We start from the raw sequence: 18,880 nt of genomic DNA, 5'->3' as shown, positions 1-18,880 counted from the left end.
CGTCAGGCGCGGCGGCGCAGACGCAGGCCGATGACCAGGGCGGCGATCAGCACGAGGCCGCCCAGGGTCAGCGCCAGCGGCCAGTTCTGCCAGGACGACGACGCCGGCGGGGACGTCTCGGCCTGGTCGGCGGCGGGCGGCGGTGTCGTGGTCGTCGGCGGGGGTGGCTGGGCCAGGGCCGCGGCGCCCGCGACGGCGCGGATCGGGGTGCCGGCGCCCTCGGAGGCGGAGAGCAGGGTGCCGTCCGCGTCGAAGGCGATGGCCTCGCCCTGGGGTTCGTTCGGCAACGGGACGCGGACCGGGTCACCCGACAGTGCCTTCACGACGTCGCCGTCGGGGACCGGGAACAGGTAGGCGTCGGTGTAGGTGCGCAGGGCGATGACGGAGCCGTCGGCCGTCGAGGCGGCTCCGGTCACCAGGCGCGAGTCGAGGGTGCCCTCCAGCGGGCCTCCGGGAGTGTCCGTCGACGTCAGTGACACGCGTGTGACCTGCTCCAATGGCACCGATGTATCAGTTCGGAGCGGTGCCGTCGGGCGATATACCAGTGCGGAACCGAGGGGTTCCTTCGTGATGATGTACGGCGTACCGGACTTGTCGATGAACAACGCCTCGGCGTCGTGCTTGCCGTCCGGATAGGTGACGCGGAACCGCTCCACGGCGCCCGAAGGCGAGACCTTGTGCAGGGCGACCGTGGAGCGGGACTTGTTGTTGTCGCCGGTGTCGGACGCCCAGAGGGTGCCGTCCGGCGTCATCGCCAGGTCTTCGACGTCGTACGGGTCGACGGGCGCCGTGATCGTGCGCGTCACCACGCAGTCACGGCCCATGACCTGGATGCGCAGCGTGCCGTTGTCGCTGTCGCTGACGGCGAAGAACTGTTTTCCGTCGGACGTGAGCCCGGAGAGCTCCTGCATTGCTACCGGGCACACGTCCACCGGTGGAGGCGGGAGGATCAAGCAGGCGTCCCGTTCGTCGCGAACTCCTCGAGCACGTCGGCCAGGTCCGGGCGCACGCGGGCGTTGAGCAGCGTGCCCGACTCCGTGTGCTTCTCGGACAGCACCTCGCCGTCGCGGTGCACGCGGGCGACGACCTCGCCACGCGCGTACGGCACGAGAGCCTCGACCACGACCTCGGGGTGTGGCATCAGCTCGGCGATGCGGACCCGCAGCTCCTCGATGCCTAGGCCCGAGTGCGCCGACACGAACGACGCGTCCGGGAACAGGTGCCGCAACCGGGCCATGCCCAGGTCGCCCACGGCGTCGATCTTGTTCACGACGAGCAGCTCACGCGGCATCGGCGTGTCGGTCTTGTCGTTGATCTCGGAGAGAACCTCGCGCACGGCCTTGACCTGCTTCTCCGGCATGCCGTCGGAGCCGTCGACGACGTGCACGAGCAGATCGGACTGGCCGACCTCCTCCAACGTCGAGCGGAACGCCTCGACTAGCTGGTGCGGCAGGTGCCGGACGAAGCCGACCGTGTCCGTCAGCGTGTACGGCAGGCCTTCGGGCGTCAGCGCGCGGCGCGTCGTCGGGTCGAGGGTGGCGAACAGCGCGTCCTCCACCAGGACACCGGCGCCCGTCAGCGCGTTGAGCAGCGACGACTTGCCCGCGTTCGTGTAGCCCGCGATCGCGACGCTCGGGATCTCGTTCGCCGTGCGGCGACCCCGCTTGGTCTCGCGGATGACGCCGATCGCGGCGATCTCGCGGCGCAGCTTCGAGATGCGCGCGCGGATCCGGCGACGGTCGGTCTCGATCTTGGTCTCACCGGGACCACGCAGACCCACACCGCCGTTGCCGCCACCGGCACGACCACCGGCCTGCCTCGACAACGTCTCACCCCAGCCGCGCAGGCGCGGCATCAGGTACTGCAGCTGGGCCAGCTCGACCTGCGCCTTGCCCTCCTTGGACCGCGCGTGCTGCGCGAAGATGTCCAGGATGAGCGCGGTGCGGTCGATGACCTTGACCTTGAGCTTCTCCTCCAGCTGACGCAGCTGGCCGGGAGAGAGCTCACCGTCGCAGATCACCGTGTCCGCGCCGGTCGCCTGCACCACGTCACGCAGCTCGGACACCTTGCCGGAGCCGATGTACGTCGCCGCGTCGGGCTTGTCGCGCCGCTGCACGACGCCTTCGAGAACCTCGGAACCCGCGGTTTCAGCGAGGCGGGCGAGTTCGGCCATCGACGCGTCGGAGTCCGCGGCGGTGCCCTCGGTCCACACCCCGACGAGCACGACCCGCTCCAGCCGGAGCTGCCGGTACTCGACCTCGGTGATGTCCTCGAGCTCGGTGGACAGGCCCGCGACACGGCGCAGCGCGGCGCGCTCGACGCGTTCGTAGTCACCCGTCGAGAAGTCTTCCTCTTCCCAGGTGGCGTCGAACTCCGGGTCGAACTCTGTGCTCTGGATGTTTTCCGTCATTTGCCCTTCATCGTCCCACGGACAGTTAGTCCCCCGGATACACCGCGAGGTAGATCGCCACACGGGGAACATCCGGCTTGACCGGTTGCGCGGCCAGCTCATCCATCAACGACGCGAGCCGCTGCTTTAGTTCCTCGGGGTCGACGGTGACGACCAGACGGCTCTGATCCACGTCACTGAGCCCGATGTCGGCAACCTCGCCGAGGAAAGCGTGCAGCATCGCCTCGCCGACGGCGACCACATTTTCGCTGTTGTCGAGCTGCCACGACAGCCCTGTCGACCGATAGGGGATCTCCTTCGCTCCCCGATTGCCCGCGCGGGCCGGCATCGCCTCCAGGAATCCCGCGGCGACGAGCTTGCGCACGTGGTGCAGCGTCGTGGCGGGGTCCTTGCCCAGCCGCTGCGCCAGCTCCTTGTTGGTGAGCGGGCGGTCGAACGTCATGCGGATCATCCGCAGCCGCAGGTCAGAGCTCAGCGCGGCGGCTTCCTCGCTCGTCGCGGGACGTCGTTTCCGGGAGAGTGGCACGAGCCCAGTCTAAGTGATTGACAGTTTCCAATCACTCAGCGCAGACTCCTCGGCATGGCGCTTTGGGGGCATCACGACTTCCGCCGGTTGTGGATCGGCGACACCATCAGCCAGTTCGGCGCGAGCGTCGGCATCACGGTCATACCGCTGCTCGCGGCCGGTGTGCTGAACGCGACACCGTTCGAGATGGGCCTGCTCGCCGCGGCGAGCACGGTGGCGTTCCTGCTGATCGGGCTGCCCGCGGGCGTCTGGGTCGACCGGATGCGCCGCAAGCCGCTGATGATCGCGATGGACGTCGTCCGCGCCGCGCTGATGCTGAGCGTGCCCCTCGCGTGGTGGCTGGGAGTCCTCGACCTGCCGCAGCTGATCGTCGTGAGCCTCGCGATCGGCGTGTGCACGGTCTTCTTCGACGTCGCCTACCAGTCGTACCTGCCGTCACTGGTGGGACGCGACCAACTCGTCGAAGGCAACTCGAAACTGCAGGCCAGCATGTCCGTGGCCGAGGTGTCGGGACCGGCGATCGGCGGCTACGTGGCGCAGTTCCTCGGTGCGGCCAACGGCGTGCTCGCGACCGGCCTCGGCTACCTGAGCTCGGCGTTCTTCCTGTTCCGGATCAGGATCGTGGAGTCCGTGCCGGAACGCCACCCCGACCCGCACCTGCGCCGCGAGGTCATGGAGGGGCTGCGGTTCGTCTTCGGCAACGCCACCCTGCGCAAGATCGTGGCCTGCACCGGCACGTCGAACTTCTTCCACGGCATCCAGAACGCCGTCAGCGTGCTGTTCCTGCTGCGGGTCGCCGGGCTGAACGAGGGCACGGCGGGCCTGGTCTTCAGCGCGAGCGGGGTCGGCGGCGTGCTCGGCGCGATGGTCGCGCACCGGCTCGGCCTGCTGATCGGCCAGGCCAGGCTGATCTGGCTCGTACCGATGCTGACCTGGCCGTTCGTGTTGCTGATGCCGTTCACCGAGCCGGGCTGGGGCATCGTGTTCGCCATGGCGGGGCTCGCGATCAGCGCGTTCGGCGTCGTCGTCTACAACGTCGGCCAGGTGAGCTACCGGCAGGCGATCTGCCCCGACCACCTGCTGGGCCGGATGAACGCCTCGATCCGCTGGGTGGTCTGGGGCGCGACGCCGCTCGGCGCGCTGCTGGGCGGCGGGCTCGGTTCGTGGATCGGGATCGTGCCGACGCTGTGGGTCTCGCTCATCGGCTCGGTGGCCGGCATGGGGTGGGTGCTGTTCTCGCCGTTGCGGTCTATGCGGGACCTGCCGACCCCGTCTAGCGTCGAGGCCCATGGCTGACACCACGGTGCTGCGGGACGGTCTCCACTTCGGCGAGGGACCGCGACGCGGCCCCGACGGACGCCTCTTCTACTCCGACTTCTACGCGGGAGAAGTGCACGCCCTCGACCTGACGACCGGCGAGGACGAGGTCGTCGTCGCCTTCGACGGCCAGCCTTCAGGCCTCGGCTGGCTGCCCGACGGACGCCTGCTCGTCGTGTCGATGCTCGACCGGACGGTCCGTCGCCTCGAAGGCGACGACCTCGTCCTGCACGCCGACCTGTCGGACATCGCCACCTTCCACGCGAACGACATGCTCGTCGACGCGGAGGGCCGCGCGTACGTCGGCAACTTCGGCTTCGACCTGCACGGCCTGATCGACGACGTCGGCATCCCGCGACTGCTCGAACCGGACTTCGACCCGCAGGGCGCCGCGCTCGCGCTCGTCCAGCCCGACGGCTCCGTCAGCGTCGTCGCCGAGGACCTCAAGTTCCCGAACGGCATGGCGCTGCTGCCCGACCCGACGGGCCAGTCCGAGAGCGGCAACATCCTCGTCGTCGCCGAGACCGTTGCATTCAAACTCACTTCGTTTTCGGTCGACCGCAACGGATCGTTGCAAAACCGCAGGTTGTGGGCCGATGTGAAGGAGTTCGGGATCGCGCCGGACGGGATCGCGGGCGACGGGGACGGCGTGTGGGTGGCGCCGGCGTTGCAGCCGGCGGCGTTCCGGGTGACCGAGGGCGGCAAGATCACGCATCGGGTCGAGACGACGCAGACGGTGTTCGCCGTCGCGGTCGTCGACGACCACCTCGTGTGCCTGACGGCACCGGACTCGAACCCGAGCGTGGTCAGGCCGGAGAGGCTCGGGAAGATCGAGATCTACAAGTTGAACTGATATATCGGATATCAGTTCACGCGAGGGCGTCCCACCAGGACTTGTCGAGTTCGCCGCGGGCGACGAGCACGGCAGGTCCGGTGAGCGTCGACGTCGTCGGCTCGATGGTCACGAAGACCTGGCCGCCGAGGACGTCGACGGTCGCCGAGCCGGTGGTCCTGCCCTGGCCCGCGAGCCAGGAGGCGACGCACGCGACGGTGCCGGTGCCGCACGAGCGGGTCTCGCCGACGCCGCGCTCGTAGACGCGCATCCGCAGCGCGCCACCGCGAGCCGACTCGGGATCGAGCACGTTGATGAGCTCGACGTTCACGCCGTGCGGGAACATCACCGGGTCGAAGCCGGGCGGCACGGTCAGGTCGAAGCTGTCGACCGGGACGTCGGTGACGCACGCCAGGTGCGGGTTGCCGACGTCGACCGCGAAGCCGCCGATGCCGGCACCGCCGACCGCGGCGATGGACGTGCCGGTGACCCGTGCGGGGCCCATGTCGTTCGTGACGGAGCCGTCCGGGTGCGTGGTGACCGTCTTGTTCCCCGCGCGGGTGGCGACGACGAACGAGCCCTGCGGCTGGTGGCCCGCGTCGACCAGGTAGCGGGCGAAGACGCGCAGGCCGTTGCCGCACATCTCGGCGATGGAGCCGTCGGCGTTGCGGTAGTCCATGAACCACTCGGCCCCGGACTCGGCGCCTGCGCGCACGACGCGCAGCACGCCGTCCGCGCCCAGGCCGCGCTGCCTGTCGCACAGCGCCTGCACGCGGGCGACGGTCAGCTCCAGCTGGTCATCGAGGTCGGGCAGGACGACGAAGTCGTTCTCCGTGCCGTGCCCCTTCACGAACTCCACGGGACAAGGTTACCGGCGGCGTCCACGAGATCCGGGCGAGCACCGTCGAGCCAGGTGATGCGCTGGTCACGCCGGAACCAGGACCGCTGCCGCCGCACGAACCGCCGGGTGGCGCGTTTGGTCTCCTCCGCGGCGAAGTCGATCGTGCAGGCTCCGTCCATTGCGGACAGCACCTGCTGGTAGCCCAGGGCGCGCGAGGCGGTCTTGCCGTCGCGCAGGCCGATCCGGACGAGGGAGCGCACCTCGGCTTCCAGGCCATCGGCGAACATCTGGTCCACCCGCAGGTCGACCCGCGCGTCCAGTTCGGACACCTCGCGGTCGACGCCGATCTGGACGGTGCCGTAGCGCGCGGGGCCGGGCTTGGGGAGGTTCGCCGAGAACGGTTGCCCCGTCAGCTCGATGACCTCCAGCGCGCGCACGATGCGGCGGCCGTTGGACGGCAGGATCGCGATCGCGGCGGCCGGGTCGAGCTCCTGCAGGCGCCGGTGCAACGCCTCGGACCCATGGGAGGCCAGTTCGGCCTCGAAACGCAGGCGCACGGCGTCGTCGGTGCCGGGGAACTTCAGGTCGTCGAGCACCGCCTGCACGTAAAGCCCCGAACCACCGACGAGGATCGGTGGGCGCCCCGACGCGAGCAGGTCCTCGATGACGGCCCGCGTCTCCCGCTGGTAGGCGGCCACGGACGCCGTCTCGGTGACGGACAGGACGTCGAACAGGTGGTGCGGCACGCCCCGGCGCTCGGAGACGGGCATCTTCGCCGTGCCGATGTCCATGCCGCGGTAGAGCTGCATGGCGTCCGCGTTGACGACCTCTCCCCCGAACCGCTCCGCGAGCGCGACGGCCAGGTCGGACTTGCCGGTCGCGGTGGGGCCGACGACGGCGATGGGCGTGATCAAGGGCGCTCCCAGACAGCGACGTGGTAGCCCACGCCGAACGGTGCGAAGAACTCGGCTCCGGAGCAGCGCCACGGTCCGGGCACGCCGGCGAGGACCTGCCACGCCGCGCGGCCCTGCGCGCCCAGCTCGCGGGCTAGTTCGAGGTCGAGGCCGAGCAGGCCGTCCACGTCGGCGGTGGCCAGCAAAGTGTGGACCAAAGAGTCGAAAGGTCCCGAACGCTCGTCGTCGGATCCGGGCGAGCGGGGACCGTGGCGGGTGGAGCCGTCACCGAGGACCAGCAAGCCGCAGTCCTCCTCCGCGAGTTGTTGTCCAAACGAGACACAGTCGGAAGCGGGCAGGTCACGGGGAACGAGTTCAACGCGTGACACCTCGACTGCGCAGCGTTCGCGCAGCCACGCGGTGACCAGCACGGGCAACGGAACGTCGGCATCCGGCGGCAGGTCACCGCCGAGTGACACGGGCAGATCGACCCCATAACCGAGGAATGTTCCCGACAACGGGGGCACGTACGTAGCACGATCACCATCACCCACCGCCACCGCGACCCACGGACCGGGCAGTTTTCCTGCTGCGGCAAGGGTTGCGGCGCGCACGGGCTCGGTTTCGAGGGCGGCTCCCACGACCAGTTCTGGCACCAGGAGGGGTGGGTGCGGCACCACCACAGCGCGGGTGATCACAACGAACGAGGCTACCTATCGTGGACTCCCAGTACCGAGTCGAGCTCTGACCTGTTTGAATGCGCGCGGGGAACTGGGGACGGGAGACCCTCCAGCGCCCGTATTGCATCGGCCCCGCCAACGGCGGGGCGCCCGTGGCAGGCACGGGCGTCAGATGGGAGGAACCGGCGATGTCGGAGCAGGACAGCACACCGGAGGCCGTGGCCCAGGCCACCCCCGTGGAGGTCGTAGCCGAGGGTGTGGTCGAGGAAACGCCGAAGGAGACCGCGCAGGCGACGCCTCCGGCCGTCCCCGTGGCGTCGGACCACCCTGACCGCTGGGGGCGCGTGGACGCCGACGGCACCGTGTACGTGAAGACCGAGGACGGCGAACGTGCTGTCGGGTCGTGGCAGGCCGGTGAGCCGGTCGAGGGCCTCGCGCACTTCGCGCGGCGCTTCGACGACCTGCGCACCGAGGTCGAGCTGCTCGTGTCGCGGCTCAAGTCCGGCGCCGGTGACCCCAAGCACGCCCTGACCAGCGCGAAGCACGTCAAGGAGCAGCTCGCCGAGGCCGCCGTCGTCGGTGACCTCAAGGCGCTGGCCGCCCGCGTCGAGTACGTGCTCCTCCAGGCCGAGGCCGGCATGGAGAAGGCGAAGGAGGCCAAGGAGGCCGCCCGAGCCCAGTCCGTGGCGCGCAAGCAGGCGCTGGTCGACGAGGCCGAGTCGATCGCGAACGAGTCGACCCAGTGGAAGGTCGCGGGCGACCGGCTGCGCCAGATCCTCGACGAGTGGAAGACCATCCGCGGCGTCGACCGCAAGACCGACGAGCAGCTGTGGCGCCGGTTCTCGAAGGCGCGCGACGCGTTCAACCGCCGTCGCGGCTCGCACTTCGCGGACCTCGACCGCCAGCGTTCGGTGGCGAAGACCTCCAAGCAGTCGCTGGTCGAAGAGGCGGAGAAGCTCGTCGACTCCGACGACTGGGGCACCACGGCCGCTCGCTACAAGGAGCTGATGGTCGAGTGGAAGGCCGCCGGGCGTGCGCCCAAGGAGGCCGACGACGCGCTGTGGCAGCGTTTCCGGGCCGCGCAGGACGCGTTCTTCCAGAAGCGCTCCGAGGCGTTCAGCGAGCGGGACGCCGAGTTCTCGGCCAACGCGAAGCTGAAGGAGGAGCTGCTCGCCGAGGCCGAGGGCATCGACCCGACGGGTGACCTCGAGGCGGCGCGCAACCAGCTCTACAAGATCCAGGAGCGCTGGGACGCGATCGGCAAGGTGCCGCGCGAGCGCATCCGTGAGCTCGAGGGCAAGCTTCGCGCCATCGAGGAACGGGTCCGCGGCGCGGTCGACGCCCAGTGGCGCCGGTCCGACCCCGAGGCCGAGGCCAGGGTCGCGCAGTTCCGCGAGCGCGTGGAGCAGTTCGAGGCGCAGGCCGCGAAGGCCCGTGCCGCGGGCGACAAGCGCCGCACCGAGCAGGCCGAGGCGCAGGCCGCCCAGTGGCGCGAGTGGCTCGCCGCCGCTGAGCAGGCCCTGGCGACCCGCTAGTTTCAGATGCACTGAGGGCCCCTCTCCCGTGCGGAGAGGGGCCCTCAGGTGTTTCTGGCGGGCAATGCGCGGCTTCTGGCCGTCAGTGCTCCGCGTCGGGAAGCTGGGGCGGGCGGGAAGCCGCGATCTTCACCCACTTGACCAGCAGGACGATCACGGCGATCACCGCGATGATCAGCCCGATGCCGGGGCCGGGACCGATCGTCTTGTTGCTCGTCGTGGTCTGCTGCGTCCAGATCGACAGCACGCCGATGATCGAGCCCGCGAACAGGCCCAGCGAGCACACCCACGCGAGTCCCCAGCGCCGCACCGCGAGCGTGATGCCGGACCCGAGCACACCGACGCCCAGCGCGAGGTACGAGAACAACCGCGGCAGGAACAGGTCCGACTCACCGAGCACGACCGCCAGCCCCGTGTGCTCCCCGACCCACGGCAGGATCAGCGACACCAGCAGGGCCAGCACGGCGATCGAGATGGTCAGCGCGCCCGTACCGGGGTCGATGCGCTTGGCCGCCTGGTGCTCGACGGCGTCGATCTCCTTGCGCAAGAAGTCCTCATCACTCACTGGGCCGCGCACCCCGAGACGGCGGGAAGGGGCTCGGGTGCCCCGAACGACGGCAGACCGAGGCCGATGCCCGCGGTCTTGGGCTTGATGCCGGCCTCGGAACGGTCACCGGCCTTGGTGCGGCGCCACGACAGCGGTTCGCCGTCCGCGACGAGGTAGTGCGGGGCCCCGTACGTCACGACCGTCTCGACGACGTCGCCGGGACGCGGAACCGTCGTTCCCGGCGCGAAGTGCACGAGACGGCCGTCGCGCGCACGTCCGCTCATGCGGTGCGTCTCGGCGTCGCGCTTGCCCTCGCCGGTGGCGACGAGAACCTCGACCGTGCGGCCGACCTGCTCGACGTTCAGCGAGTGCGTCATCTCGTTCTGCAGCGACACGAGCCGCTCGAAGCGCTCCTGCACGACGGCCTTCGGCAGCTGGTCCGGCAGATCGGCGGCCGGGGTGCCGGGGCGCTTCGAGTACTGGAACGTGAACGCCGACGAGAAACGGGCCTGGCGCACCACGTCGAGCGTGCCCTGGAAGTCCTCTTCGGTCTCGCCGGGAAAACCGACGATGATGTCCGTGGTGATCGCGGCGTCCGGCATGGCGGCACGGACCTTCTCGATGATCCCCAGGTACTTCTCCGTGCGGTACGAGCGGCGCATCGCCTTGAGCAGGCGGTCGGAACCGGACTGCAGCGGCATGTGCAGGCTGTGGCACACCGCCGGCGTCTCGGCCATGGCGGCGATGACGTCGTCGGTGAAGTCCTTGGGGTGCGGCGAGGTGAAGCGCACGCGCTCCAACCCGTCGATCTCACCGCAGGCGCGCAGCAGCTTGCCGAACGCGAGCCGGTCGCCGAACTCGACGCCGTAGGAGTTGACGTTCTGCCCCAGCAACGTCACCTCCAGCACGCCCTCGTCCACGAGCGTCTGCACCTCGGCCAGCACGTCTCCGGGACGGCGGTCCTTCTCCTTGCCGCGCAACGACGGCACGATGCAGAACGTGCAGGTGTTGTTGCAGCCCACCGAGATCGACACCCAGCCCGAGTAGGCGGAGTCACGCGCGGCGGGAAGCGACGACGGGAACGTCTCCAGCGCGTCGAGGATCTCGACCTGCGCCTCGGAGTTGTGGCGGGCGCGTTCGAGCAGCACCGGCAGCGACCCGATGTTGTGCGTGCCGAACACGACGTCCACCCACGGGGCGCGGCGGACGATCTCGCTGCGGTCCTTCTGCGCGAGGCAGCCGCCGACCGCGATCTGCATGCCGGGCTTCGCCGCCTTCTGCGGGGCGAGGTGGCCGAGCGTGCCGTACAGCTTGTTGTCGGCGTTCTCGCGGACCGCGCAGGTGTTGAAGACGACGACGTCGGCCTGCTCGGCCTCGGTGGCCCGCTCGTAGCCCGCGTCTTCGAGCAGACCGGCGAGCCGCTCGGAGTCGTGCACGTTCATCTGACACCCGAACGTGCGGATCTGGAAGCTCTTGCGAACCTGCGCGGTACTCACACGAACACGATAACTCCTGGTCAGTGGCCCGAGTTCCGCGGACCGCACAAAGGCGGGCCCATCCGCACCGTGACCAGGCAGGACCTTTGTCGGGTGCAATCGCGCACCACCCCCGTGGCACGATGCGTTGGTGCTGGGACGAGTGCATGCCGCCGTGAGCCTGCTGACCGCTGCAACGGTCCTGACGGGCTGTAGCAGCACGGTGTCGGACATCAAGATAACGATGGCCACCGGCAGCGAGAGCGGCGTTTACTACTCGCTGGGCAACGGCCTGGCGGACATCTGGAGCGGGCGGCTCGGCATCGTGCGGCCCCAGGTCGTCCGCACGGACGGGTCCAAGGACAACGTCACCCGGCTCGTCAACCGCCAGGCCCAGGTCGGCTTCTCGCAGGCGGACGCGGTCGAGGGCGTCGAGGGTGCCTCCCGGTTGCGCGCGCTGGCCCGCATGCACGACGACTACCTGCAGGTCATCGTCCGCGGTGACCTCCCGGTGACGAAGCTGCGCGAGCTGTCGGGACTGCGCGTGTCGATCGGCGCGACCGGGTCGGGCGTCGAGATCATCGCGAGCCGGCTGCTGCAGGCCGAGAACGTGACACCTCAGGCGGTGAACCTGAGCCTCAACGACTCGGCCGAGGCGATGCAGGAGGGCAGGATCGACGCGTTCTTCTGGTCGGGCGGCCTGCCCACGAGCAGGATCACCGACCTCACCAAGGGGCTCGGCGTGCGGATGCTCGACCTGAAGGACGAACTGCCGAAGTTCCGCCAGCAGTACCCGGTGTACGGGTCGGCGACGTTGCCCGCCTCCATCTACAACCTGCAGTCCGGCCCGGTCATCACCCTCGTCGTGCGCAACTTCCTGCTCGTCGACGAGTCGATGCCCGACGACGTGGCCGAGGCGCTCGTGCGGCAGCTGTTCGAGGGCCAGCCCGAGCTCGTGAAGGCCCATTCGGCGGCGCGCACGATAGAACAGCGGTCGGCGATCGAGACGTCACCGGTACCGCTGCACAACGGCGCGATGCGCTACTACCGCGACTCCAAGGTCTAGACGGCCGGCAGCGTCACCACGACCTTCAGACCGCCGTCCTCCGGGGATTCCAGGGCCACGGTGCCGTCGACGCGCTCGACCACCAGCCGCACGATCGAGAGCCCCAGGCCGGAGCCCGGCACGTTCTGGTGAGCCGGGCTGCGCCAGAACCGGTCGGTGGCCCGCTCGAGCTCGTCGGGCTGCAGGCCGGGTCCGTGGTCGGCGACGGAGAGCCGGATGACGCCGCCGGACTTGCGGGCGTCGACCACGATCAGCGTGCCCTCCGCGGTGAACTTCAGGGCGTTGTCGAGCAGTGCGTCCAGGATCGTCTCCACTCCGCGCGGCGGGACGAGGGCCATGCCGACCCGTTCGCCGTCGAGCACGAGGTGCACCTCCTTCGCCGCCGCGGCCGACGACCACGCGGACAACCGCGCCGCCACGGACTTGTCGACGTCGACCGGCACCGGGTCCACGGAACTGGACTCGGCGCGCGCCATGGAGAGCAGTTCGTCGAGGATGCGGTTGAGCCGGTCGGTCTCGCTGAGCGCCTCGACCTGGTGCACCTCCGCCTCGGCGTCGACGTGACCCTCCAGGTTGGACAGCCGGAGTTTCAGCGCCGTCAACGGGTTGCGAAGTTGATGTGACGCGTCGGCGACGAAGGCCCGTTGCGCGGCAAGCACATCGCTCACGTTCGCGGCCATCTGGTCGAACGACCGCGACAACTGCCGCAGTTCCGGCGGCCCGGACTCCGCGCCCACCGGTGGCACCGGCCGGCCCGACACCACCGCGGCGAGGAGCTTGCCCGTCGCCTCGTCCAGCGCCTGCACCGGCCGCAACGTCCAGCGCACCACCGGCAGCGCCAGCAGCACCGCGAGCGCCAGCACCAGCAGGCTTCCCGCGAGCAGCAAGGCCCACCACGCGAGCACCTCGAAGCGGGTCTTGGCCGTCGGCGAGAACGTGATCACCGCGCCGCGCACCTCGCCGTCGACCAGCACCGGTTCGGCGAGCACGACCTTGGCGTCGCTCCACGGCGCGAACAGCTCCGGTGCGACCGGCAGGCGCCCGGCCAGCGCCTTGCTGATCAGGTCCTGCACGGCCGGGTCACCGAGCGCGAGGTCGTTGCGCGAGGCCACCAGCGGCACGGTCGGTGCGTCGCGGGCCACCACGGCCACGCCGATGTCGTACAGCTCGTCGTAGCGCTCCAGCTCGGCGCGCAGCAGGTGCGGGCTGTCGTCGATCAGCGGCCGTTGCGCCAGCGACGCGAACCGGCTGGTGTCGGTGAGCCGGTCGAGGAACATCTCCTGCTGTTCCGCGGCCGCCACGTTGCGGCCCAGCGGCACGCCGAGGCCCACGAGCACCAGCACGATCAGGGCGAGCACCACGCCCAGCAGTCGGGACCTCACAGGCCGTCACCCCACCCGATCGCGACACGCCCACGGAAAATCACCCAATCGAGATCACACCTGCCCCAGCCGGTATCCGACGCCGCGCACCGTCTCCAGCAACGAGGGCCTGCCCAGCTTCGTCCTCAGCGTGGCGACGTGCACGTCCAGCGTCCGGTTCGCACCGGACCACGTGCGGCCCCACACCTCGGCGAGGATCCGCTCGCGCGTGCACACCGCGCCACCCGCGGCCATCACCAGGGCGAGCACCTGGAACTCCTTGCGGGACAGGGCGACCGACTCCCCCGCGACCGTGACCTCGTGACGTCCCAGGTCGACGCGCACGTCACCGGTCTCGAACACCTCTGTGGACACCGCGCCCACACCGACCGGATCCGCACCGCGGCGACGCCGGACGGCGTGCACGCGCGCGACGAGTTCTCCCACGTCGTAAGGCTTGACGAGGTAGTCGTCGGCCCCGGCGTGCAGGCCGAGGATCCGGTCGTCGATCTCTCCTCTCGCGGACACCACGATGATCGCGACGTCCGAAGCGGCCCTGATGGCACGGCACAGGGTGACGCCGTCCATGTCGGGCAGGCCGAGGTCGAGCAGCACCACGTCGACGCCGGCGAGGCGGTCGAGCGTGCCGCGGCCCGTCGCCTGCCGGTCCACGTGGAAACCCCGTCTGGTCAGGGCTGGGACCAAGGCCTCGGCGACCCTGTCGTCGTCCTCGACGAGCAGCACGCGCACTTTCGCTACCTCCCGGGCAACCGATGTCTGCCTGTGACAGAGTTGAGACCCTAAGTCTTGCTCAATGTCCTGGACTGGTGTGGTGGCGGACACCTAGGTTTCCGCCAACGCCGACGACCCCAAATGGAGGACTGGATGACTGCCGCCTCTGCACCGCCGATGATTCGTGTGGCGGGTGTGGACAAGTTCTTCGGCCCGTTGCACGTGCTCAAGAACGTGCAGCTGGAAGTGCCGAAGGGGCAGGTCGTGGTCGTGCTGGGGCCGTCGGGTTCCGGTAAGTCGACCCTGTGCCGGACCATCAACCGCCTCGAGCCGATCGATTCGGGCGTCATCGAGGTCGACGGGCAGCCGCTTCCCGCCGAAGGAAAAGAACTGGCCCGCCTTCGTGCCGATGTCGGCATGGTGTTCCAGTCCTTCAACCTTTTCGCGCACAAAACCATCGTCGAGAACGTCATGCTCGCTCCGGTGAAGGTGCGCAAGACGCCCGCCGCCGACGCGCGCAAGACCGCGATGGAGCTGCTGGAGCGGGTCGGGATCGCGAACCAGGCCGACAAGTTCCCCGCACAGCTCTCCGGTGGCCAGCAGCAGCGTGCGGCGATCGCCCGCGCGCTCGCGATGAAGCCCAAGGTGATGCTGTTCGACGAGCCGACCTCGGCGCTCGACCCGGAAATGGTCCAGGAGGTCCTGGACGTCATGACGGGCCTGGCCAAGGACGGGATGACCATGCTGGTCGTCACGCACGAGATGGGCTTCGCCCGCAAGGCCGCGGACCGGGTGATCTTCATGTCCGACGGCGAGGTGGTCGAGGACTCGACACCCGAAGAGTTCTTCTCGGCCCCGAAGTCCAACCGCGCGAAGGACTTCCTTGGCAAGATCCTGACTCACTAGTAGTCAGCCCACTTTCGAACGAATGGCAGGAGAAGGACGATGAGGGTTCGCACCCTTGCGGCGGTGCTGCTGACGGGCGCACTGGCCCTGACCGCGTGTGGCAAGGAGGGCAGCCCGACCGACACGGCGGCGCCCGCCGGCCTGTTCGAGGTCGCCAAGGACGTCAAGGTCGACGGCTCGCCCACGTTCGAGAAGATCAAGACCCGCGGCTCGCTGATCGTCGGCGTCAAGGAAGACCAGCCGGGTCTCGGCTACAAGGACCCGACGACCAACAAGTACAGCGGCTTCGACATCGACATCGCGCGGCTGGTCTCGGCGAAGCTCGGCTTCGACCCCGAGAAGATCCAGTTCAAGACGATCCAGTCGGCCGCTCGCGAGCAGGCGCTGATCAACGGTGACGTCGACTACTACGTCGGCACCTACACGATCAACGCGGGCCGCAAGGAGAAGGTCGCGTTCGCGGGCCCGTACTTCGTCGCCGGCCAGGACCTGCTGGTGAAGAAGGACAACACCGACATCACCGGCAAGGAGACCCTCAAGGGCAAGAAGGTGTGCTCGGTGACCGGCTCCACGCCGGCCAAGCGCATCAAGGACGAGAAGCTGACCGAGGAAGGCAACGTCCTCGAGTTCCAGGGCTACTCGCAGTGCGTCACCAAGCTCCTCAACGGTGAGGTCGACGCGGTCACCACCGACGACGCGATCCTCAAGGGCTACGCCGCCGCCGAGGAGGGCAAGCTGAAGGTCGTCGGCAAGACGTTCTCCAGCGAGCCGTACGGCATCGGCCTGCCGAAGGACGACAAGGCCCTGCGCGACAAGGTGAACGACATCCTGCAGACGTCGCTGGACGACGGCTCGTGGCAGAAGATCTACGACGGCACGCTGGGCAAGTCCGGCTCGTCCGCCGAGAAGCCGAAGATCGACCGGTACTGACGGTTCCTCACGTGGCCGGTGGATCCCACGTGGGTCCACCGGCCGTTCCTTTGAAGGCGGACGGACGGCAAGGAAACCGATGAGCGTCCTCACCAACAACCTAGATCTGTTCCTGCGCGCTTTTGGTCAGACACTCCAGCTCTTCGCCGTCTCCGCGGTGCTGTCGCTGGTGCTGGGCACGTTCCTCGCGGCGCTGAGGGTCAGCCCGGTGCCGGTGTTCCGCGGTGTCGGCACGGCGTACGTGACGGTCCTGCGCAACACGCCGCTGACGCTGGTCTTCGTCTTCTTCGTGTTCGCGTACCCGCTGCTGGAGATCCTGAAGATCGACGAGTACACCGCCGCGGTGGTGGCGCTGTCGCTCTACACGGCGGCGTTCGTCTGCGAGGTCGTCCGGTCGGGCATCAACACGGTGCCGGTCGGCCAGGCGGAGGCGTCCCGCGCCCTCGGCCTGACGTTCACGCAGATGCTCGGCAGCGTGGTGCTGCCCCAGGCGTTGCGGTCGGTGGTGCCGCCGATGACGAGCACCATGATCGCGTTGCTGAAGAACACGACGGTCGCGTCGGGCTTCGCCGTCTTCCAGGCGGGCAACATCCGCGAGCAGCTGTCGGACCAGGGTGACAACGTCCTCGTCGGACTCGTGTGGGTCGCAATCGGGTTCGTCATCCTCGTGATGCCGCTGACGTACGTCCAGCAGGTCTTCGAGAAGCGGTGGAGCGTGGCCCGATGAGCATGGTGCTGTTCGACGTCCCGGGTCCCAAGGCCCGCATCCGTCACAAGATCATGGCCGTCATCGGCATCGCGGCGGTGGCCGCGGCGCTGGTGTACGTGGTGATGAGGTTCGTCGTCACCGACCAGTTCACCTCCCGCAGGCTCGACTGGATCAACTACAAGCAGATCCAGCTCTCGCTCGTCGAGGCGATCGCCAACACGCTCAGCGCGTTCGCCGTCGGCGCGGTGCTGGCCCTCGTGTTCGGCGCGATCTTCGCCGCGGCACGGCTGTCCGACCACGCCTGGGTGCGCGCTCCCGCGGCGGTGATCGTCGAGGTCTTCCGCGCGATCCCCCTCGTGATCATGATGTTCTTCTTCTACTACGGCCTTCCCGTGGCCGGGGTGAAGCTGAGCGCGTTCACGGCGGTCGTGATCAGCCTGATGCTGTACAACGGCTCGGTGCTCGCGGAGATCTTCCGCGCCGGCATCAACTCGCTGCCGAAGGGCCAGAGCGAGGCCGCGTACGCGCTGGGCATGCGCAAGACCCAGGTGATGACGTTCGTGCTGCTGCCGCAGGCGTTGCGGGCGATGCTGCCGACCATCATCAGCCAGCTCGTCGTGCTGCTGAAGGACACCGCGCTCGGCTTCCTCATCACCTTCGAGGAGCTGCTGCGGTGGGGTACGCGCATCGGTGGTGACGCGGTCAACTTCGGCCGTCCGATGATCTCGGTGATGATCGTGGTCGCCCTGGTCTACATCGGACTGTGCCTGTTGCTGACGTGGCTCGCCACCTACCTCGAGAAGCGCAACCGCCGCAACAAGAAGGTCATCAAGCTCGACAACGACGACGCCGGGCAGGTCCAGCTCGGCAACGCGTCCACGTCGGTCGTCGGCGGTGGGATCACCGTCTGATCCGCCGGTTCGTGCGAGCGGGGCGTGTCCACATCGGACACGCCCCGTTCGCTATTTCCAGCGCACGGACTCGCAGTTGTTCGTCACGTAGCCCGCGGCCAGCGAGCCGTCGCCCGCTCTGGCCTTCGCGGCCGTCTCACGGGCGTAGCGCTGCCCGTCGGGGTCCTCGGGTGAGAACGTCGGCAGCACCTCGTCCATCACCTTCAGCGCGGCGCTCTCGGCCTGCCGGTCGCCGCGGTCGCGCGCGTCCTGCCAGCCGAGGTACCAGGCGCACGAGTTGGTGATCTCCAGGACGATCCGCTCGCTGCCGGCCGGTGCCTTGTCCGGGCCCGGTCCCGACTTCTCCGCGAGCACCACCAGGTCGGGTTCGCGGCCGTCCGGCCAGGTGAACTTCGCGGAACCGTCCCGCATGTCCCGCGTGTACTGCACCTGGTCGACCAGCCGGGGTTCCGCCGGAGGTGCCGCGGTGCACCCGGCCAGCAGTGCGACGGCGAGCAGTCCGCTCAGTTGCCGCTCCACCACAGCGTTCCTCCGACGGTGCCCGAGGTGTACGGGCTGTTCGAGGCGAGGCAGAACTTGGTGCCCGCCTTGAAGTTCGTGCCGACGTGCTTGCGGGTCTCCTCCATCCGCACGAACGCGCCGCGGGTGTTGCGGTCGCCGCACTTGTACCAGGCGAGCTGCATGACACCGCCCAGCGCGACCCTGGCGTCGATGTCCGACCCGGCGACGGTGATCGTGCGGGCGGTGGTGAACCAGGTGATCTGGTTCTCCTTGAACGGCACCGTGATCGTCGTCGACGCCGCCTGGGCGGGCGTCGCGGACAGCATCGCGAAGCCCACGGCGAGCAGACCGGCGAGAGCGCGTTTCATCGAGAATCCCTTCGGAGGTCAGACGTTCCAGTCGACGACACCGCACCAGTCCTGCCTCGCCTCCCCTACGACGTCGAGGCAGAACGTGGTGCCGGCGCGGAAGTTCGTGCCGAGCAGCCGGCGCGAGCGGTCGCCCGCGGGGAACAGCACGGGGCTTCCCGCCACCCGGTGGTCGCCGTCGCGGGACCACCGGATCTCCAGGTCGACCGGGCTGGCCGTGACCCGGAGGTAGACGTCCGAGCCGTCCACGGTGATCGTGCGGACGGCGTGCAGGTCGGCGGATGCGGTGCGCATGGCGCGGAACGTATCGGCGGAAGCGGAACCGGGTCGTCTCACGAAG

At 69.1% G+C, this 18,880-nt stretch carries 21 protein-coding genes; 8 read left to right on the top strand and 13 right to left on the bottom strand.

The window, feature by feature from the left end; genetic code table 11:
- Positions 1–2: 2 nt before the first annotated feature.
- From SK571_RS13205 to SK571_RS13195, 3 genes are read right to left on the bottom strand one after another with little or no spacing between them, the layout of a single operon-like run.
- Positions 3–953 carry an SdiA-regulated/phytase-like domain-containing protein gene (locus tag SK571_RS13205; RefSeq protein ID WP_319984323.1) on the bottom strand — a complete coding sequence of 317 codons (951 nt, stop codon included), beginning with the start codon at positions 951–953 and terminating at the stop codon, positions 3–5.
- Positions 950–2,410, bottom strand: coding sequence for a GTPase HflX (gene hflX / locus SK571_RS13200; protein ID WP_319984322.1), 1,461 nt, complete (start codon positions 2,408–2,410; stop codon positions 950–952). The genes SK571_RS13205 and hflX overlap by 4 nt, the downstream gene beginning before the upstream one ends.
- Positions 2,411–2,435: 25 nt before the next feature.
- Positions 2,436–2,936 (bottom strand): ArsR/SmtB family transcription factor, encoded by a 501-nt coding sequence (locus SK571_RS13195; protein ID WP_319984321.1) that lies wholly within the window; start codon positions 2,934–2,936, stop codon positions 2,436–2,438.
- Positions 2,937–2,990: 54 nt separating this feature from the next.
- On the opposite strand from SK571_RS13195, the gene SK571_RS13190 reads away from it, so the two are divergent.
- Entirely contained in the window at positions 2,991–4,232 is a 1,242-nt protein-coding gene (locus SK571_RS13190; RefSeq protein ID WP_319984320.1) for an MFS transporter, read from the top strand.
- Entirely contained in the window at positions 4,225–5,106 is an 882-nt protein-coding gene (locus tag SK571_RS13185) for an SMP-30/gluconolactonase/LRE family protein (protein WP_319984319.1), read from the top strand. The genes SK571_RS13190 and SK571_RS13185 overlap by 8 nt, the downstream gene beginning before the upstream one ends.
- Positions 5,107–5,122: 16 nt before the next feature.
- Here the strand turns inward: SK571_RS13185 and dapF are convergent, their stop codons facing one another.
- The 3 genes from dapF to SK571_RS13170 are packed head-to-tail and all read right to left on the bottom strand — an operon-like array spanning position 5,123 to position 7,517.
- Complete coding sequence (dapF, locus tag SK571_RS13180; RefSeq protein ID WP_319984318.1) at positions 5,123–5,944, bottom strand: diaminopimelate epimerase; 822 nt, start codon at positions 5,942–5,944, stop codon at positions 5,123–5,125.
- Positions 5,932–6,840, bottom strand: coding sequence for a tRNA (adenosine(37)-N6)-dimethylallyltransferase MiaA (miaA, locus tag SK571_RS13175; protein ID WP_319984317.1), 909 nt, complete (start codon positions 6,838–6,840; stop codon positions 5,932–5,934). The genes dapF and miaA overlap by 13 nt, the downstream gene beginning before the upstream one ends.
- Entirely contained in the window at positions 6,837–7,517 is a 681-nt protein-coding gene (locus SK571_RS13170; RefSeq protein WP_319984316.1) for a class III extradiol ring-cleavage dioxygenase family protein, read from the bottom strand. Before SK571_RS13170 ends, miaA begins: the two co-directional genes overlap by 4 nt.
- A gap of 170 nt (positions 7,518–7,687) precedes the next feature.
- On the opposite strand from SK571_RS13170, the gene SK571_RS13165 reads away from it, so the two are divergent.
- Positions 7,688–9,034, top strand: a complete 1,347-nt coding sequence (locus SK571_RS13165) for a DUF349 domain-containing protein (protein ID WP_319984315.1) — start codon at positions 7,688–7,690, stop codon at positions 9,032–9,034.
- 82 nt (positions 9,035–9,116) lie between these two features.
- Here the strand turns inward: SK571_RS13165 and SK571_RS13160 are convergent, their stop codons facing one another.
- Positions 9,117–9,599, bottom strand: coding sequence for an Rv2732c family membrane protein (locus tag SK571_RS13160; RefSeq protein WP_319984314.1), 483 nt, complete (start codon positions 9,597–9,599; stop codon positions 9,117–9,119).
- Positions 9,596–11,077 carry a tRNA (N6-isopentenyl adenosine(37)-C2)-methylthiotransferase MiaB gene (gene miaB, locus SK571_RS13155; protein ID WP_319984313.1) on the bottom strand — a complete coding sequence of 494 codons (1,482 nt, stop codon included), beginning with the start codon at positions 11,075–11,077 and terminating at the stop codon, positions 9,596–9,598. The genes SK571_RS13160 and miaB overlap by 4 nt, the downstream gene beginning before the upstream one ends.
- 130 nt (positions 11,078–11,207) lie before the next feature.
- Between miaB and SK571_RS13150 the strand changes: the two genes are divergently transcribed.
- The gene (locus tag SK571_RS13150) at positions 11,208–12,122 is read left to right on the top strand and encodes a TAXI family TRAP transporter solute-binding subunit (protein ID WP_319984312.1); all 915 of its coding nucleotides are present in this window, start codon (positions 11,208–11,210) and stop codon (positions 12,120–12,122) included.
- Here the strand turns inward: SK571_RS13150 and SK571_RS13145 are convergent.
- Both SK571_RS13145 and SK571_RS13140 read right to left on the bottom strand, forming a co-directional pair.
- Positions 12,119–13,504: a sensor histidine kinase gene (locus SK571_RS13145; protein ID WP_319984311.1), complete on the bottom strand. Its 1,386-nt coding sequence runs from the start codon at positions 13,502–13,504 to the stop codon at positions 12,119–12,121. The genes SK571_RS13150 and SK571_RS13145 overlap by 4 nt on opposite strands.
- Before the next feature lie 54 nt (positions 13,505–13,558).
- Positions 13,559–14,233: a response regulator transcription factor gene (locus tag SK571_RS13140; RefSeq protein ID WP_266042156.1), complete on the bottom strand. Its 675-nt coding sequence runs from the start codon at positions 14,231–14,233 to the stop codon at positions 13,559–13,561.
- 159 nt (positions 14,234–14,392) lie between these two features.
- Here SK571_RS13140 and SK571_RS13135 point away from each other — a divergent pair, with 159 nt between their 5' ends.
- The 4 genes from SK571_RS13135 (at position 14,393) to SK571_RS13120 (ending at position 17,671) form a co-directional block, all read left to right on the top strand.
- Positions 14,393–15,121, top strand: a complete 729-nt coding sequence (locus tag SK571_RS13135; RefSeq protein ID WP_176960056.1) for an amino acid ABC transporter ATP-binding protein — start codon at positions 14,393–14,395, stop codon at positions 15,119–15,121.
- A 39-nt stretch (positions 15,122–15,160) separates the two neighbouring features.
- Positions 15,161–16,051 carry a glutamate ABC transporter substrate-binding protein gene (locus tag SK571_RS13130; protein ID WP_319984310.1) on the top strand — a complete coding sequence of 297 codons (891 nt, stop codon included), beginning with the start codon at positions 15,161–15,163 and terminating at the stop codon, positions 16,049–16,051.
- 79 nt (positions 16,052–16,130) lie between these two features.
- Positions 16,131–16,778: an amino acid ABC transporter permease gene (locus tag SK571_RS13125; protein WP_319984309.1), complete on the top strand. Its 648-nt coding sequence runs from the start codon at positions 16,131–16,133 to the stop codon at positions 16,776–16,778.
- Positions 16,775–17,671: an amino acid ABC transporter permease gene (locus tag SK571_RS13120; RefSeq protein WP_319984308.1), complete on the top strand. Its 897-nt coding sequence runs from the start codon at positions 16,775–16,777 to the stop codon at positions 17,669–17,671. The genes SK571_RS13125 and SK571_RS13120 overlap by 4 nt, the downstream gene beginning before the upstream one ends.
- Positions 17,672–17,722: 51 nt before the next feature.
- Here the strand turns inward: SK571_RS13120 and SK571_RS13115 are convergent, their stop codons facing one another.
- Genes SK571_RS13115 through SK571_RS13105 form a run of 3 tightly spaced genes read right to left on the bottom strand, consistent with a single transcriptional unit; the run spans position 17,723 to position 18,834 of the window.
- Complete coding sequence (locus tag SK571_RS13115) at positions 17,723–18,190, bottom strand: hypothetical protein (protein WP_319984307.1); 468 nt, start codon at positions 18,188–18,190, stop codon at positions 17,723–17,725.
- The gene (locus SK571_RS13110) at positions 18,175–18,540 is read right to left on the bottom strand and encodes a hypothetical protein (protein ID WP_319984306.1); all 366 of its coding nucleotides are present in this window, start codon (positions 18,538–18,540) and stop codon (positions 18,175–18,177) included. The genes SK571_RS13115 and SK571_RS13110 overlap by 16 nt, the downstream gene beginning before the upstream one ends.
- Positions 18,541–18,558: 18 nt before the next feature.
- A complete protein-coding gene (locus SK571_RS13105) occupies positions 18,559–18,834 on the bottom strand; it encodes a hypothetical protein (protein ID WP_090073257.1) in 276 nt (91 codons plus the stop codon).
- Positions 18,835–18,880 lie beyond the last annotated feature (46 nt).

Origin of the sequence: Lentzea kristufekii, assembly GCF_033949925.1 — a bacterium.
GTDB lineage: Bacteria > Actinomycetota > Actinomycetes > Mycobacteriales > Pseudonocardiaceae > Lentzea > Lentzea kristufekii.
This window is presented reverse-complemented; position numbering and strand designations above follow the sequence as displayed.